The sequence below is a fragment of the Micromonospora avicenniae genome (assembly GCF_900156065.1).
Taxonomy (GTDB): domain Bacteria; phylum Actinomycetota; class Actinomycetes; order Mycobacteriales; family Micromonosporaceae; genus Micromonospora; species Micromonospora avicenniae.
Genome location: NZ_FTNF01000001.1, coordinates 104,220 through 120,353, shown reverse-complemented (window position 1 = coordinate 120,353; position 16,134 = coordinate 104,220). Strand labels below are relative to the sequence as shown.

Below are 16,134 nucleotides of genomic sequence, written 5' to 3'. Positions count from 1 at the left end.
AAAAGTAGTAGCGCTGACCGAACACGTCGTCGAGTATGCCCACGTCGGCGGTGCGGGCGCAAGAATTCCCACCAACCGGGTTGCCGAGGCCGGGGCCGGCGGTGAACAGGGCCCGATCAGCACCGAAGGCGCCAGGAAGGTGCCCACCCGTGCCGAAGGGGACGGGCGTGCGCGGTCGGGGAGTGTCCGGCCGGCGGCATAGACTCGCCGTGCGATGCATCCTCTCTTCGACATTCCCGCGTCCCCGCCCGCGCCGGAGCCGGCCCGCCCGCACCGGTCCGGGCCCGCTGGCCACCGTCTCGACCCCCAGGAACTGCTCGTCGGGCTGAACGGACCGCAGCGCGACGCAGTAACCCATGCAGGCTCGCCCCTGCTGATCGTGGCGGGCGCGGGCTCCGGCAAGACCCGGGTGCTCACCCACCGGATCGCCCACCTGCTCGCGGCGCGGGACGTGCACCCGGGGGAGATCATCGCGATCACCTTCACCAACAAGGCCGCCGGCGAGATGAAGGATCGGGTCGCCGCCCTGGTCGGCCCGCGGGCCCGGCTCATGTGGGTGTCGACCTTCCACTCCGCATGTGTACGGATCCTGCGTGCCGAGCACGAGCACGCCGGGCTCAAGTCCACCTTCTCGATCTACGACGCGGACGACTCCCGCCGGCTGATGCAGCTGGTCGCCCGGGAGCTCGATCTCGACCCGAAGCGCTACCCGGCGCGCGGACTGGCCGCCCAGGTCTCCAACCTGAAGAACGAACTGGTCGACCCGGAGGAGTTCGCGAACCGGGCGAAGGGCCCCAACGAGCGGGCGTTGGCCGAGGCGTACACGCTCTACCAGCGCCGGCTGCGCGAGGCCCACGCGCTCGACTTCGACGACCTGATCATGACGACGGTGCACCTGCTCCAGTCGCACCCGCACGTCGCGGAGACCTACCGCCGGCGCTTCCGGCACGTGCTGGTCGACGAGTACCAGGACACCAACCACGCCCAGTACGTACTGATCAAGGAGCTGGTCTCGGGCACCGAGGGGCTGCCGCCGGCCGAGCTCTGCGTGGTCGGTGACGCCGACCAGTCGATCTACGCGTTCCGGGGCGCGACCATCCGCAACATCCTGGAGTTCGAGCGGGACTACCCCGACGCCCGGACGATCCTGCTGGAGCAGAACTACCGCTCCACCCAGACCATCCTGAACGCCGCCAACGCGGTCATCGACCGGAACACCTCCCGTAAGCCCAAGCGGCTGTGGAGCGACGCCGGCCCCGGTGAGCAGATCGTCGGTTACGTCGCGGACACCGAGCACGCGGAGGCGGACTGGGTGGCCCGGGAGATCGACCGGCTCGTCGACGACGATGAGGCCCGCCCGGGGGACGTGGCGGTCTTCTACCGCACCAACGCCCAGTCCCGTGTCTTCGAGGAGGTGTTCATCCGGGTCGGCCTGCCGTACAAGGTGGTCGGCGGGGTGCGCTTCTACGAGCGCAAGGAGGTCCGGGACGCGCTGGCCTACCTGCGCGCCGTGGTCAACGACGACGACACGGTCAGCCTGCGCCGGGTCCTGAACACTCCGCGTCGCGGGATCGGCGACCGGGCCGAGGCGTGCGTGGAGGCGCTCTCCAGCCGGGAGCGGATCTCCTTCGGCGCGGCGCTGCGCCGGGCCAAGGAGGCGCCGGGCATCTCCACCCGCGCCGCGAACAGCATCGCCGACTTCGTCGCCCTGCTCGACGGCGCCCGTGAGCTGGCGGAGACCGGCACTCCGGAGGAGGTGCTGGAGGCGCTGCTGACCCGCTCGGGCTACCTGAGCGAGCTGGAGGAGAGCGTCGACCCGCAGGACGCCGGCCGGGTCGACAACCTCCAGGAACTGGTGAGCGTGGCCCGGGAGTACACCGAGCGGATCGAGGCGACCGGCGAGGAGGGGGAGCGGGCGACGCTGGCGGGCTTCCTCGAGCAGGTCGCGCTCGTCGCCGACGCGGACCAGGTGCCCACGGACGACCCGGAGCACCAGGGTGTCGTCACCCTGATGACGCTGCACACCGCGAAGGGGCTGGAGTTCCCGGTGGTCTTCCTGACCGGCCTGGAGGACGGCGTCTTCCCGCATCTGCGCTCGCTCGGTGACACCCGCGAGCTGGAGGAGGAACGGCGGCTGGCGTACGTGGGGATCACCCGGGCCCGGCAGCGCCTCTACCTGTCCCGGGCGGTGACCCGTTCGGCGTGGGGGCAGCCGGCCTACAACCCGCCGTCGCGTTTCCTCGAGGAGCTACCGTCGGAGCTGGTGCGCTGGGAGCGCACCGAGGGGTCGTACACCTCGTGGGCCGGCGGGGGAGGCGGTGTCGGCGGCCGCGCGGACCGTGCGCCCGGCGGGCGTGGCGGCTTCACCGGTGGTACCCCGAAGGCGGCTGAGCTGGCGCGGCGGCTCGGCGTGGACGCCAGCCGGTTGAGCACGGCGAGCGAGCTGCGGCAGGTGCCCAAGGTGGCTGCGGGCGACCGGGTCAATCACCAGCGCTACGGACTGGGTCGGGTGCTCGTCGTCGAGGGCCAGGGCCCCTCCGCCCGCGCGCAGATCGACTTCGGCGACCAGACGCTCTGGCTGGTGCTGCGGCACGCCCCGATCGACAAGCTCTGACCGGCCAGGCCGGCTGATCGAAGGCGAAGCCCGGCCCGGCGCGTCGCCGGACCGGGCTTCGCCTTTCGTCGCGTCAGCAGGCCACGTCGATGCCGTGGGCGCGGAGGAACGGCGCCGGGTCGATCTGGTTCCACATCTGACCCTTGTGCACCTCGAAGTGCAGGTGGGGGCCGGTGGCGTCGCCGGTCGCGCCCTCGTAGCCGATGACCTGGCCGGCGGCGACCTTGGCACCGACGCTGACGACGAGTCGGCTCTGGTGCGCGTAGTGGGTCAGGTAACCGTTGCCGTGGTCGATGAAGACCGAGTTGCCGTACCCGTCACCGGCGTCCCCCGCCTTGACCACCTTGCCGCCGAAGGCGGCGTGGATGGGAGTGCCGGCGGGCATGGCGAAGTCGATGCCCTGGTGCTGGGTGCCCCAGCGGGCACCGAAGCACGAGGTGATCGTCGCGCCCTTCATCGGGATGACCCAGGCCGGCTTCGGCTTCGCCGTCCTCTTCGGCTTCGGCTTCGGCTTCGGGGTGGCGGGCTTGACCAGTGGGGAGGGGCTGACGCTCGTCGGGCTGGCCGAAGGAGTGACCGGCGCGGTCGACTCCCGCGCGGAACGGTCGGCGCGGGCGGCGGCCTCGGTGCGGGCCTGGGCGTCGAGCGACACCGGGGCCGGGTCGGGGTCGTCCCCGGTCGTGACGATCGCGGCGCCGGCGACGCCGATGCCGACCAGGGCGGCCGCGCCGACCACGAGGAGCCGGACCCGGCCGGGCGACGGCCGGTGCCGGACGACCTCCGCGTCGGCGGGCTGCTCGTTCTGCGTGGTGCTGTCTTCCTGCACGGGTGGACCTTCGCGTCGAGGGTTGGGGACCCGACCGATCATGGTGAGCGCCGGCTCGGCGAAGGCCGAGGGGGCGGGGCCGCCACGTCGCCGCCGTGCCGCAGGCTGTCCGGATCCGCCCTCACCGACCGTTCCGAACGGCTAGACGATCATGGCCGTCCATGGCGCCTGTCACATTCGGAACGGTGGGCCAGGTCACTTCCCGGCACGAAAAACCGCCCGGATCGAGTGATCCGGGCGGTCAACGGTCGATACGCAGCGTCAGGACGCGGCTACCTCGTTGTAGTAAGCCTCGACTTGTAGCTCGATGTCCACTCCGCGTTCCTTGAGGAACGGCTTCGGGTCGATCGGCTCGCCCTTGACATGGAGCTCGAGATGCAGGTGCGACCCGTAGGCGTGGCCCGTCATGCCGATCAGCCCGAGCTGGTCGCCGGCCTTGACCTGCTGACCCTCCTGCACGCTCAGGGCGGAGGAGTGACCGTAGATCGCCTCGCTGCCGTCCGCGTGCCGGACGATCACCGCGTAGCCGTAGCCGCCGAACCAGCCGGCCTTGGTGACGGTGCCGTCGTGGATCGCGACGTACGGGGTGCCCTCGGGGGCGACCATGTCGACGCCGGTGTGCAGCTTGCCCCAACGCTCCCCGTAGGACGACTTCAGGTCGTAGCCCTGCAGGGGGAGTAGCCAGACGTCGGCCTCGGAGGCCTCCTCGCCCCGGGCGCTGTCCCGGGAGGCGCGGTCGGCGGAGTCGGCACGGGCGGCCGCGTCCTGGCTGGCGACGGAGGCTTTTTGGATCTCGTCGAGGGCCGCCGGGCTGACGCTCTTGGCGTCCGGCATGGCGCCTGCACCGAGTGCGACGATGCCCGCACCGACGAAGGCGGTGGTGACGACTGCGGCGTAGCGGCTCCGCGGTGGAGTGGGTACGCGGCGGCGACCACGATATCTATCGGGCTCAGACGACAGGCGCTGGCGCACGCACACCCTCCGTTGTCGGGGTTCCGAAGCAGCCGTCGGACGTTCGGTGACATCTGGGTGAACCTCTGCTGGCTGCGTCGTCACCCGTCCATGGACTCGATGACAACCGTGGCCACGTTAGCCAACCGCCACACGAGTCACAAGCCAAAGCGCCGAATTGGCGCCGCAATCTGTCCGTTTGCGTCCCGTATTGCAACGCCTTGCGCCACCGATCGGCGTGCCACTTACTGCCCGTTCGTCGCGGAGCGTGACCGGTACGGCGGAGTCGTCCGGCTTGACGTCGGGCACTTGTCCGGCTTTCGCGATGCTGGTCGCCGGTGTGGGCGGTGTCGCCCGGTCGGCTGGTCCGCGGCGGTTCCCGTGCCGCAGGCAGGCCCGACCGCCCCGGCTCGCCCCGTCCGGGCCGGCGGTGCCGCGCCCGCGCCCCGTGGCCGGAGTCGACCGTCCGGCCGGGTGGGCCGAGGATTCCGGCCCGGATTTCCCGGGCACCGCCGCCCGGGTTACCGTTCGTTCAGGTGAATGGCCGTGGAGCCGGTGAAAGGTGTGCGCTGATGAGCTCTCGTATTCGGGTCGTCGTCGCCAAGCCAGGCCTGGACGGCCACGACCGAGGAGCGAAGGTGGTGGCCCGCGCGCTGCGGGACGCGGGTATGGAGGTCATCTACACCGGCCTGCACCAGACTCCCGAGCAGATCGTGGAGACGGCCATCCAGGAGGACGCCGACGCGGTAGGCCTCTCCGTGCTCTCCGGCGCCCACATGACGCTCTTCCGTCGGGTGCTCGAACTGCTCGCCGAGCGCGAGGCGGGGGACATCGTGGTCTTCGGTGGCGGGATCATCCCCGACGGCGACATTCCCGAGCTCGAGCGGCTGGGTGTCGCGAAGATCTTCACGCCGGGTGCCACGACGGCTTCGATCGTGGACTGGGTGCGGCAGAACGTGGCTCAGCCCGTCAGCTGACAACGACGGCGGGAACCTCGGGCACGCGGGCCGGCAGGCTCCGGACACGGGGGGAGGGGCCGGACGCACCCCTCACACGTCCGGCCCCTCTATGCACGATGCCCCGCCGCCACCCCTCGACCGACAGGGCATCGGCCGTCTCCCGTCATCGCGCTGATCAGCGCTCCGACATCTGACTCAACGACGCCCCGACGGAGGGGTTACGCACTTCCGGCAACATCGCCCGGACGGTGGAATGCGCGGCGGTGGAGACCGTCCTCACTGCGCGGTTGTGTATTACCGCACACCGCGCACCCGCTCGGTTGCCGCCGGTACCCACCTCGCTAGGCTGCGGCCAATGGCCTGTTTCAAGTGATGACAGGCGTCAAACTGTTTTCTGAACGCTGGTGGCGGCGCGACGGCGCGCCGCGGAGACGGGACGGGACGCGCAATCGTGGACCTGTACGAGTACCAGGGGCGGGACCTGTTCGAGCGGCACGGATTGCCCGTGCTCGCCGGCGGCGTCGCCACCACCCCGGAGGAGGCCCGCGCGATCGCCGAGCGCCTCGGCGGCCGGGTGGTCGTCAAGGCGCAGGTGAAGGTCGGCGGCCGGGGTAAGGCCGGCGGCGTGAAGCTGGCCGAGGGCGCGGAGGAGACGGTGGCCCGCGCCACCGACATCCTCGGCATGGACATCAAGGGGCACACCGTCCACAAGGTCATGATCACCGTGACCGCGGACGTGGCCGAGGAGTACTACTTCTCCTACCTGCTCGACCGGGCGAACCGCACCTTCCTCTGCATCGCCAGCGTGGCCGGCGGCATGGACATCGAGCAGGTGGCCGCCGAGACCCCGGAAAAGGTCGTCAAGGCCCCGATCGACGCGGTCAAGGGCGTGGACGAGGCGAAGGCGCGCGAGATCGTCACCGCCGCCGGCTTCCCGGCCGAGGTCGCCGACCAGGTCGTCGAGGTCGCGGTCGGGCTGTGGCAGGCGTTCGTCGCCGAGGACGCCACCCTGGTCGAGGTGAACCCGCTGGCCAAGACCCGCGACGGCAAGCTGCTGCTGCTCGACGCGAAGGTGAGCCTGGACGAGAACGCCGCGTTCCGGCACCCGGACCACGAGGGCCTGGTCGACCAGGCCGCGGTGGACCCGCTGGAGCAGGCCGCCAAGGAGAAGGACCTCAACTACGTCAAGCTCGACGGCGAGGTCGGCATCATCGGCAACGGCGCGGGTCTGGTCATGTCGACCCTCGACGTGGTCGCGTACGCCGGGGAGCGGCACGGCAACGTCAAGCCGGCCAACTTCCTCGACATCGGCGGTGGCGCGAGCGCCGCGGTCATGGCCAACGGACTGGAGATCGTCCTCACCGACCCGTCGGTGCGGAGCGTCTTCGTCAACGTCTTCGGCGGCATCACCGCCTGCGACGAGGTCGCCAACGGCATCGTGCAGGCACTCGCCCTGCTGGAGCAGCGTGGTGAGAAGGTCACCAAGCCGCTCGTCGTGCGGCTCGACGGCAACAAGGCCGAGGCCGGACGGGCGATCCTCGACGGCGCAAACAACCCGCTGATCGAGCGGGTCGACACCATGGATGGCGCGGCCGAGCGGGCCGCCGAGCTGGCCGCTGCGGGGGTCTGATCATGGCAATCTGGCTGACCAAGGACTCGAAGGTCATCGTGCAGGGGATGACCGGCTCCGAGGGTTCCAAGCACACGCGGCGGATGCTCGCCGCCGGCACCAACGTCGTCGGCGGTGTGAACCCGCGCAAGGCGGGTCAGTCCGTCGACTTCGACGGCACCGCGCTGCCGGTCTTCGCCTCCGTCGCGGACGCGATGAAGGAGACCGGGGCGGACGTCACGGTGATCTTCGTCCCGCCGCAGTTCACCAAGGGTGCGGTCATCGAGGCGATCGACGCCGGGATCGAGCTCGCCGTGGTGATCACCGAGGGCGTGCCGGTGCACGACACCGCCGCGTTCTGGGCGTACAACGTGGCCAAGGGCGAGCGGACCCGGATCATCGGGCCGAACTGCCCGGGCATCGCGTCCCCGGGCGCGTCCAACGCCGGCATCATCCCGGCCGACATCACCGGCTCCGGACGGATCGGCCTGGTCAGCAAGAGCGGCACGCTGACCTACCAGATGATGTACGAGCTGCGCGACATCGGCTTCTCGACCTGCGTCGGCATCGGCGGTGACCCGATCATCGGCACCACCCACATCGACGCTCTCGCCGCGTTCGAGGCCGACCCGGACACCGACGCGATCGTGATGATCGGTGAGATCGGTGGCGACGCCGAGGAGCGGGCCGCCGAGTTCATCAAGGCCAACGTGACCAAGCCGGTGGTCGGTTACATCGCCGGCTTCACCGCGCCGCCCGGCAAGACCATGGGCCACGCCGGCGCGATCATCTCCGGCTCCGCCGGCACCGCCGACGCGAAGAAGGCGGCCCTGGAGGCGGTCGGCGTCAAGGTTGGCAAGACGCCGACCGAGACCGCCCGCCTGATGCGGGAGATCATGTCCGCCAGCTGAGCGGCATGCCTGATGAGGGGGTCGACCGGACCGGTCGGCCCCCTCAGCCGTTCCGGACGTACGCCGTCGATCCGCACCCGCGTCGCCATGAACCGGCCGCGCCCCGCCGCCGTGCCTCTTCCGGGCGTGAGCGGCGCCGGCGGGTGTGGCGATCGGGGAACTCGCGGCCGCGCCGGGGCGGTATCGGACTGCCGTCGCGGGCGTGACGTGCCAGAGTAGACCACGATGTCCTCCGACACCCCTGAGCAAACCCGCCGTTCCGGTGCGGTCGCCGCCGACGAACGGCCTGCCGGCCGCGCCGCCGTCGGCACGCGGGTGGCGGCAGCGCGCTCCGACGGGTCGTCCCGCGCTCGCGCCCCGCTGGCGGTGGCCGCCGCGGTGGCCGCGATCGGGGCCGCACTCACCTCTTACCTGCCGGTCACGCTCGTGCTCGGCCTGGGTCAGCTCACCGAGGACACCGGTTCGTTCACCGGTGCCCTGCGAGCCGGGCTGGCCGGCTGGCTGCTCGGGCACGGCGTGCCGCTACGGACCGATGCCGGGCCGATCGGGCTCGCCCCGCTGGCGCTCACCGCGCTGGTGATCTGGCGGTTGGCGCGGGCCGGCGTGCACGTCAGCCGGGCGATCGGCGCCCGCGGCGGACGCTCGCCCCGTGCGGCACTCGTCGCCGCCGGTGCGGTCGCCGCCGGCTACGCGCCGCTCGGCGTCCTCGCCGCGTTGCTGGCCGGCACGGGCGGCCCGGCCGCCTCGCCGGTCCGCGCGGGGGCGACCTTCGCCCTGCTCGGCGCACTCGCCGCACTGATCGGGTCCGTACGGATCACCGGAGTCGCGGCGCTCTTCGCCGAGCGCGCGCCGGCGGTGCTGCGCAACGGGGTCCGCGCGGGCCTGGTCGCCGGGCTGCTGCTGCTCGCAGCGGGGGCGGGCGCGGCCGGGCTGGCCGTGGCGACCGGTGGAGGCGACGCGGCCGACATGATCGGGGCGTACCGGACCGGCGTCGCCGGGCAGGCCGGGATCATCCTGATCAGTCTGGCGTACGCCCCGAACGCCATGGTCTGGTCGACCAGTTACCTGCTCGGTCCCGGGTTCGCCGTCGGCACCGACACCGCCGTACGGACCAGCGAGGTCTCCGTGGGCGCACTGCCGGCCGTACCGCTGCTCGCCGGCCTGCCACGCGGACCGATGGACGGGCTCGGTGCCGCCCTGCTCGCGGTGCCGGTACTGGCCGGGATGGCCGCCGGCTGGTTGCTGGCCCGCCGGTTGGTGCGGCTCGCGGCAGATACCCGCACGCCACCGGCCTGGCGGCAGCTGCTCGGTTCGGCCGCGATCGGCGGCCTCGTGGCCGGCGTGTTGCTCGGCATGGCCGCGGCCCTGTCCGGCGGGCCGCTCGGCGGCGGCCGGCTCGCCGAGATGGGCCCGGTCGCCTGGCAGGTGGGGGCGGTGACCGCCGCGGTGGTCGCGGCCGGCGCGCTGCTCGGTGCCGCCGCGACGCGCACCTTCACCCGCAGCGCCGCCCGCTGACCGGGAGCGTCGCGCGGGACCGCAGGCGGTGTGCGCTCCGGCTTGAACGCCAAGGGGGCGTTCCGCGAGCCGCGGAACGCCCCCTTGGGTCAACCGACGATCAGGGCTCCGTCGGCAGGCTCACGTTCGCGACGACGCTGAGGATGATGACCAGGATGCCCAGGACCACGCCGACGATGCCGCAGATCAGACCGGCCTTGGCCTGCCCGGCGTTGCTGGCCTGTCCCCGCTCGGCCTTCTGCCTGCCCAGGTATCCGGTGATGATGCCGGCGATGCCGACCGGGACGCCCAGGTAAGGGCAGCAGGCCAGCGGGATCGACGCGATGCCGAGGATCATCGCCACCAGGCCGAGCGTGTTGTTCTGCCCGCCGGTCTGCGGGTAGCCGGCGTTCGGGTACGTCGGCGCCGCGCCGTACGGCTGCTGCGGCTGCTGCCCGTACGGGTCCTGGTAGGGCTGGCCGTACGGCTGCCCCGAGGTGGGCTGCTGTCCGTACGGAGGCTGCGGCTGACCGTACGGCTGCCCTGAGGTGGGCTGCTGGCCGTACGGCTGTCCCGAGGTGGGCTGCTGGCCGTACGGCTGTCCCGAGGTGGGCTGCTGGCCGTACGGCTGTCCCGAGGTGGGCTGCTGACCGTACGGGGGCTGCGGAGGCTGCGGCTGGCCGTAGGGCTGCCCGGAGGTGGGCTGCTGCCCGTAGGGAGCGGGCGGCGGCGGGGCGTACGGGTCGTGCGGCTGGGTCGGATCCTGGTTGGGCTGTTGTCCGTAGGGGTCCTGACCGGGGTAACCGGGCTGCATTCGACGAGGCTCCTTGGCTGTGTACGTCGGTTCGTGTCGGTGTCGCTACTCATGATCGCGCCGAGAGCCCGGCCACGCACCACCCGCAACACGTGATGCCGATGATCCGGGTTCACCTGGGCGCTGATCGGTGCCCGGGCGTGCGGCCAGGGTCGCCCTGCCTGCAGGTCGACTCGACGTGGGGACGGCCGACTGTCGGCGAGCGGTCGCACGGCCGGTGTCCGCCGACTCCGGGAATGCTCACGGCGGTGGGCGGCCTCCTGTCGTCGACACGGCGGATCGGTCACGCGCGGTGCGCGGCTGGAGACGCGCCGACCCGGGGCGAGCGGCAGCGTACCGCCTCCGCGCCGTCCCGGTCGGCGGCACGCCGCCCAGACGCTGATCACTCTGGCCTGCCCGATAAGGTTGCCGCGTGCCCGAGCCCGTGTCCGCCGCCCGTATCGTCGTCCTCGTCTCCGGTTCCGGAAGCAACCTCCAGGCGCTGCTCGACGCGACCACCGATCCGGCGTACGGCGCGGTTGTGGTCGCGGTCGGCGCGGACCGGGACGGTATCGGCGGGCTGGACCGGGCCGCCGCGGCCGGGGTGCCGACCTTCGTGGTGCCGCTGAAGGCGTACGACACCCGGGAGGACTGGGACCGGGCGCTCACCGCGCAGGTCGCCGGGCACCGCCCCGACCTCGTCATCTCCGCCGGGTTTCTCAAGCTGGTCGGGCCGCACTTCCTCGCCGCCTTCGGTGACCGCTACCTGAACACGCACAACACCCTGCTGCCCGCGTTCCCGGGCATCCACGGCCCGCGCGACGCCCTCGCCTACGGCGTGAAGATCACCGGTGCCACGCTCTTCTTCGTCGACGCCGGAACCGACACCGGCCCGATCGTCGCGCAGGTCGCCGTGCCGGTGCTCGACGATGACGACGAGGAGACGCTCACCGAGCGCATCAAATCGGCCGAGCGGCACCAGCTCGTCGAGCAGGTCGGCCGCCTCGTCCGGAACGGCTGGACGATCATCGGAAGAAAGGTCACGATCCCGTGAGCTCCACTGAGGACGAGCGCCGCCCGATCAGGCGCGCGCTGGTCAGCGTCTACGACAAGACCGGCCTGGTCGAGCTGGCCCAGGCGCTGCACGCGGCCGGCGTGGAGATCGTGTCGACCGGAAGCACCGCGGCCACCATCGCGGGCGCCGGGGTGCCGGTCACCGCGGTGGAGACCGTCACCGGGTTCCCCGAGGTCCTCGACGGGCGGGTCAAGACGCTGCACCCGAAGGTGCACGCCGGCCTCCTGGCCGACCTGCGCAAGCAGTCGCACGTCGACCAGCTCGACGAGCTGGGCGTGGCCGCGTTCGACCTGCTGGTGAGCAACCTCTACCCGTTCCAGGCGACCGTCGCCTCCGGCGCCGGCCTCGACGAGTGCGTGGAGCAGATCGACATCGGCGGCCCGGCGATGGTCCGTGCCGCGGCGAAGAACCACGCCTCGGTCGCGGTGGTGACCGACCCGTCGGCGTACCCCGTACTGCTCGCCGCGCTCGAGGCCGGCGGCTTCACCCTGACGCAGCGCCGGGCCCTGGCCGCACGGGCGTTCGCCGACATCGCCGAGTACGACGTGGCCGTGGCGAACTGGTGCGCGGTGCAGCTGAGCGGCGAGCCGGAGTGGCCGGGCTTCGCCGGGCTGGCGCTGCGGGCGGACCGGGCACTGCGCTACGGCGAGAACCCGCACCAGGCGGCGGCGCTCTACACGGACCCGGACGCACCGGCGGGGCTGGCCCAGGCCGAGCAGCTGCACGGCAAGGAGATGTCCTACAACAACTACGTCGACGCGGACGCCGCGTGGCGGGCCGCGAACGACTTCACCGACCAGCCGGCGGTCGCGATCATCAAGCACGCCAACCCGTGCGGCATCGCGATCGGCGTGGACGTGGCCGAGGCGCACCGCAAGGCGCACGCCTGTGACCCCGTCTCCGCGTACGGCGGGGTGATCGCGGTGAACCGGCCGGTCTCGGTCGAGCTGGCCCGGCAGGTGGCCGACATCTTCACCGAGGTGGTGGTGGCGCCGGAGTTCGACGCCGGTGCGGTCGAGATCCTCCAGGCGAAGAAGAACATCCGTCTGCTGCGCGCCCCGGCCTGGAACCCGCCGGCGGCGGAGTGGCGGCAGGTCAGCGGTGGCGTGCTGGTGCAGATGGCGGACCGTATCGACGCGGCAGGCGACGACCCGGCCACCTGGCAGCTCGCGGCCGGCGACCCGGCCGACGAGGAGACGCTGCGCGATCTCGTCTTCGCGTGGCGGGCGGTCCGGGCCGTGAAGAGCAACGCGATCCTGCTGGCGAAGGACGGTGCGACCGTCGGTGTCGGCATGGGCCAGGTGAACCGGGTCGACTCGGCGCAGCTCGCGGTCCGGCGGGCCGGTGCCGACCGGGCCAGTGGTTCGGTCTGCGCGTCGGACGCGTTCTTCCCGTTCGCCGACGGCCCGAAGATCCTCATCGAGGCCGGCGTACGGGCCATCGTTCAGCCGGGCGGCTCGATCCGCGACGAGGAGGTCATCGCCGCCGCCAAGGAGGCCGGCGTGACCATGTACCTGACCGGCACCCGTCACTTCTTCCACTGATTCCCCGACCGACCGGGCCGGCTGCTTGGCAGTCCGGCCCGGTCGTCGTTGCGGTGACCGTTGACGTCCGCACGCAGTGCGGCGGGGTCGGCCCACCGAGGCTGCGGCTGACGGTCACCGCAACGCCGGTCGACGGACCGCCCGCGTTTCCCCAGCGATCGCGTAGCCGCGGCGACGCGGGGAAGAGCGGGTTCGCGCCTCAGCGAAGACGGAAGCGCCCCGCGCTCCAGACCTGCCGTGGCAGGGCTCGTGGAGCGCGGGGCGCTGACGTACGCGGGTCAGGCGACCGTCGGGCGCAGCTCGGCGAAGTGGCAGGCCGAGGGGTGCGGGTCCGCGGCACGCGAGACCGTGAGCGGCTCCTCCCGGGCGCAGATGTCCTGCGCCTTCCAGCACCGGGTACGGAACCGGCAGCCCGACGGCGGGTCGGCCGGCGAGGGCACGTCACCGGTCAGGCGGATGATGTTCCGCTCGTGGCGCACCTCCGGGTCCGGCACCGGAACCGCGGAGAGCAGCGCCTGGGTGTACGGGTGGGTGGCTCGCTCGTAGATCTCGTCCTCGGTCCCGATCTCCACGATCTTGCCGAGGTACATGACGGCGACCCGGTCCGCGATGTGCCGGACCACCGACAGGTCGTGCGCGATGAAGATGTACGAGAGTCCCAACTCGTCCTGGAGCTGCTCCAGCAGGTTGATCACCTGGGCCTGGATGGAGACGTCCAGCGCCGACACCGGCTCGTCGCAGACGATGATCTCCGGGTGCAGGGCGAGCGCGCGGGCGATGCCGATGCGCTGCCGCTGACCGCCGGAGAACTGGTGTGGGTACCGGTTGATGTGCTCCGGGTTGAGCCCGACCAGGTCCAGCAGCTCCTGGACCCGCTTGCGACGGCTGCCCTTCGGCGCCGCGTCCGAGTGGATCTCGAACGGCTCGCCGATGATGTCGCCGACCGTCATCCGCGGGTTGAGCGAGGTGTACGGGTCCTGCATGACCATCTGCATGTTGCGCCGGAGCCGGCGCAGCTCGCTGCCGGAGGCCTTGAACAGGTCCTGCCCCTCCAGGGTGGCCGTGCCCGAGGTCGGCGTCTCCAGGCGCATCAGCATCCGGGCGAGCGTGGACTTGCCGCAGCCGGACTCGCCCACGATGCCGAGGGTCTCGCCCCGGCGCAGCTCGAAACTGACCCCGTCCACGGCCTTGACCGCGCCGACGTGCTTCTTGAACAGCACGCCCTGCGTGATCGGGAAGTGCTTCATCACGTTGTCGACGGAGAGGATGGTCTCGCCGCGGACCTTGGTGGGGCTAGCGGGCGCTGTCATCGAGCACCTCCTGCGCGAAGTGGCATTCGCTGGTCCGGCCGTCGCCGAGGACCAGGCTGTGCGGCACCACGTCCACGCAGACCTGCTGCACGTACGGGCACCGCGGGTGGAACGGGCAGCCGGACGGGATCCGCATCAGGTTCGGCGGCAGTCCCTTGATCGTCGCGAGCTCCTGGCCCTTGACGTCCAGGCGCGGGATCGACTCCAGCAGCCCCTTGGTGTACGGGTGCGCCGGCGCCCGGTAGAGCGAGCGGACGTCGGCGTGCTCGACGATGCGGCCGGCATACATGACCGCGATCCGGTCGGCCACGCCGGCGACCACACCGAGGTCGTGGGTGATCAGGATCATCGCCATGCCGAGTTCCTGGCGCAGGTCGGCGAGGAGGTCCATGATCTGGGCCTGCACCGTCACGTCCAGCGCGGTCGTCGGCTCGTCGGCGATCAGCACCTTCGGGTTGAGCGCCAGCGCCATCGCGATCATGACGCGCTGCCGCATACCACCGGAGAACTGGTGCGGGTAGTCGCCGATCCGCCGCTCGGCGGCCGGGATCTTCACCAGGTCCATCAGCTCGATGGCCCGGCGGCGGGCGTCCGCCCGGGACATCCCTTCGCGGGTACGCAGCGTCTCGCCGATCTGCCAGCCGACCGGGAACACCGGGTTCAGCGCGGAGAGCGCGTCCTGGAAGATCATGGCGATCTCCTTGCCGCGCACCTGCCGACGCTGCTCCTCCGACTGGGTGAGCAGGTCACGCCCCTGGTAGAGGATCTGGCCGGAGCGGATGTGCGCGGGCGGGCTGTCCAGGATGCCCATGATCGCCTGTGCGGTCACCGACTTGCCGGAGCCGGACTCGCCGAGCACGGCGAGCGTCTCCCCGGCGTCGAGGTGGTACGACACCCCGTTGATCACCTTGGCCACGCCCTCGTGGGTGCGGAACTCGACGTGCAGGTCCCGGACCTCGAGCAGGTGGCCACCCTCTGGTGTCGCGGAGGCGGGCGTGGGTTGGATGACGGCGTCGGTCATGACTGGTCTGCCTTTCCGCTCGCGACTGCGGGGCTCACTTCGCTCACTTCTCGCGCTCGCATGACCTCACCGCAGCTTCGGGTCGAAGGCGTCACGGATCGCGTCGCCGAGCATGATGAAGGCCAGCACGGTCAGCGCGAGGAAGGTCGACGGGACGAGCAGCGGAGTCGCCGACTCCCGCATGTGGATGCGGCCGGTGTCGATGTCCTGGCCCCACGAGATGGTCGGTGCCTTGAGGCCGATGCCCAGGAACGAGAGCGTGGCCTCGGCGGCGATGAACGAGCCGAGCGCGATGGTCAGCACCACGATGGCCGGCGCCAGCGAGTTCGGCAGGATGTGCCGCAACATGATCCGACCGTGGCCGGCGCCGAGCATCCGGGCCGCGGCGACGTAGTCCTGCTCCTTCGCGGTGATCACCGAGGAGCGGACCACGCGGGCCGCGGTGGTCCAGCCGAGGATGGCCAGCACGAAGACGACGGCGAAGATCCGCGCGTTCGAGTTGTCACTGCCGACCCGCTTGAGCAGCACGATCGCGGCCAGCAGCAGCGGGATGCCGAGCACGATGTCGATCAGCCGGGACAGCACCGCGTCGACCCAGCGGCCGAAGTAGCCGGAGAGCAACCCGATGACCAGGGCGATCACGCCGGTGAGCAGCGCGGAGAGCGCCCCCACCAGCAGCGAGGCCCGCGAGCCGTAGACCGCCCGGGAGAACGTGTCGCAGCCCTGGAAGTCGTATCCGAAGATCGCGCTACCGGACGGGCCGGCGTTCTGCCGGGACAACAAGCAGTCCTGCGGGTCGTTCGGGGTGAAGAGACCCGGAACGATCGCCATCAGGCTGATGATCGTGACCAGCAGGAGCGACAGCCAGAAGATCGGGTTGCGGCGCAGGTCACGCCAGGCGTCGCCGGCGAGACTGCGTACCTTCTGCTGACCGACCTGGTTCGGCGTGCCGGGCTCGCCCGAGGGTCCACGCCGAGCGGCCTGGTTCTCGCTGGCCGCCACCGTTTCGAAATCACTCATGCCCGTA

Annotated in this window: 13 protein-coding genes; 7 read left to right on the top strand and 6 right to left on the bottom strand. The window is 71.5% G+C overall.

All coding sequences use genetic code 11. The features are described from left to right. The first annotated feature begins 214 nt into the window (after window positions 1-214). Window positions 215-2,614 (top strand): DNA helicase PcrA, encoded by a 2,400-nt coding sequence (pcrA, locus tag BXA10_RS00535; protein WP_076466573.1) that lies wholly within the window; start codon window positions 215-217, stop codon window positions 2,612-2,614. A gap of 73 nt (window positions 2,615-2,687) precedes the next feature. Here the strand turns inward: pcrA and BXA10_RS00530 are convergent, their stop codons facing one another. Both BXA10_RS00530 and BXA10_RS00525 read right to left on the bottom strand, forming a co-directional pair. Continuing rightward, a complete protein-coding gene (locus tag BXA10_RS00530) occupies window positions 2,688-3,440 on the bottom strand; it encodes a M23 family metallopeptidase (RefSeq protein WP_245828080.1) in 753 nt (250 codons plus the stop codon). 261 nt (window positions 3,441-3,701) lie between these two features. Further along, window positions 3,702-4,412 (bottom strand): M23 family metallopeptidase, encoded by a 711-nt coding sequence (locus tag BXA10_RS00525; protein ID WP_076466571.1) that lies wholly within the window; start codon window positions 4,410-4,412, stop codon window positions 3,702-3,704. Between the two features lie 551 nt (window positions 4,413-4,963). Here BXA10_RS00525 and icmB point away from each other — a divergent pair. From icmB to BXA10_RS00505, 4 genes are all read left to right on the top strand, one after another. Further along, window positions 4,964-5,368 (top strand): coenzyme B12-dependent isobutyryl CoA mutase small subunit, encoded by a 405-nt coding sequence (icmB, locus tag BXA10_RS00520; protein WP_076466570.1) that lies wholly within the window; start codon window positions 4,964-4,966, stop codon window positions 5,366-5,368. Between the two features lie 433 nt (window positions 5,369-5,801). Continuing rightward, the gene (sucC, locus tag BXA10_RS00515) at window positions 5,802-6,980 is read left to right on the top strand and encodes an ADP-forming succinate--CoA ligase subunit beta (RefSeq protein WP_076466569.1); all 1,179 of its coding nucleotides are present in this window, start codon (window positions 5,802-5,804) and stop codon (window positions 6,978-6,980) included. A gap of 2 nt (window positions 6,981-6,982) precedes the next feature. Then, entirely contained in the window at window positions 6,983-7,870 is an 888-nt protein-coding gene (gene sucD / locus BXA10_RS00510) for a succinate--CoA ligase subunit alpha (protein WP_076466568.1), read from the top strand. Window positions 7,871-8,095: 225 nt separating this feature from the next. Then, window positions 8,096-9,385: a cell division protein PerM gene (locus tag BXA10_RS00505; RefSeq protein ID WP_076466567.1), complete on the top strand. Its 1,290-nt coding sequence runs from the start codon at window positions 8,096-8,098 to the stop codon at window positions 9,383-9,385. 100 nt (window positions 9,386-9,485) lie between these two features. Here the strand turns inward: BXA10_RS00505 and BXA10_RS00500 are convergent, their stop codons facing one another. After that, window positions 9,486-10,178, bottom strand: coding sequence for a DUF4190 domain-containing protein (locus BXA10_RS00500; protein ID WP_076466566.1), 693 nt, complete (start codon window positions 10,176-10,178; stop codon window positions 9,486-9,488). Window positions 10,179-10,590: 412 nt separating this feature from the next. Between BXA10_RS00500 and purN the strand changes: the two genes are divergently transcribed. Together purN and purH are read left to right on the top strand one after the other, a co-directional pair. Then, complete coding sequence (gene purN / locus BXA10_RS00495) at window positions 10,591-11,211, top strand: phosphoribosylglycinamide formyltransferase (RefSeq protein ID WP_076466565.1); 621 nt, start codon at window positions 10,591-10,593, stop codon at window positions 11,209-11,211. Then, a complete protein-coding gene (gene purH / locus BXA10_RS00490) occupies window positions 11,208-12,776 on the top strand; it encodes a bifunctional phosphoribosylaminoimidazolecarboxamide formyltransferase/IMP cyclohydrolase (RefSeq protein WP_076466564.1) in 1,569 nt (522 codons plus the stop codon). Before purN ends, purH begins: the two co-directional genes overlap by 4 nt. Before the next feature lie 278 nt (window positions 12,777-13,054). On the opposite strand, the gene BXA10_RS00485 is transcribed toward purH, so the two are convergent. From BXA10_RS00485 to BXA10_RS00475, 3 genes are all read right to left on the bottom strand, one after another. After that, the gene (locus BXA10_RS00485; RefSeq protein WP_076466563.1) at window positions 13,055-14,086 is read right to left on the bottom strand and encodes an ABC transporter ATP-binding protein; all 1,032 of its coding nucleotides are present in this window, start codon (window positions 14,084-14,086) and stop codon (window positions 13,055-13,057) included. After that, entirely contained in the window at window positions 14,070-15,107 is a 1,038-nt protein-coding gene (locus BXA10_RS00480) for an ABC transporter ATP-binding protein (protein WP_076466562.1), read from the bottom strand. The genes BXA10_RS00485 and BXA10_RS00480 overlap by 17 nt, the downstream gene beginning before the upstream one ends. Window positions 15,108-15,173: 66 nt before the next feature. Then, a complete protein-coding gene (locus tag BXA10_RS00475) occupies window positions 15,174-16,127 on the bottom strand; it encodes an ABC transporter permease (RefSeq protein ID WP_076466561.1) in 954 nt (317 codons plus the stop codon). Window positions 16,128-16,134 lie beyond the last annotated feature (7 nt).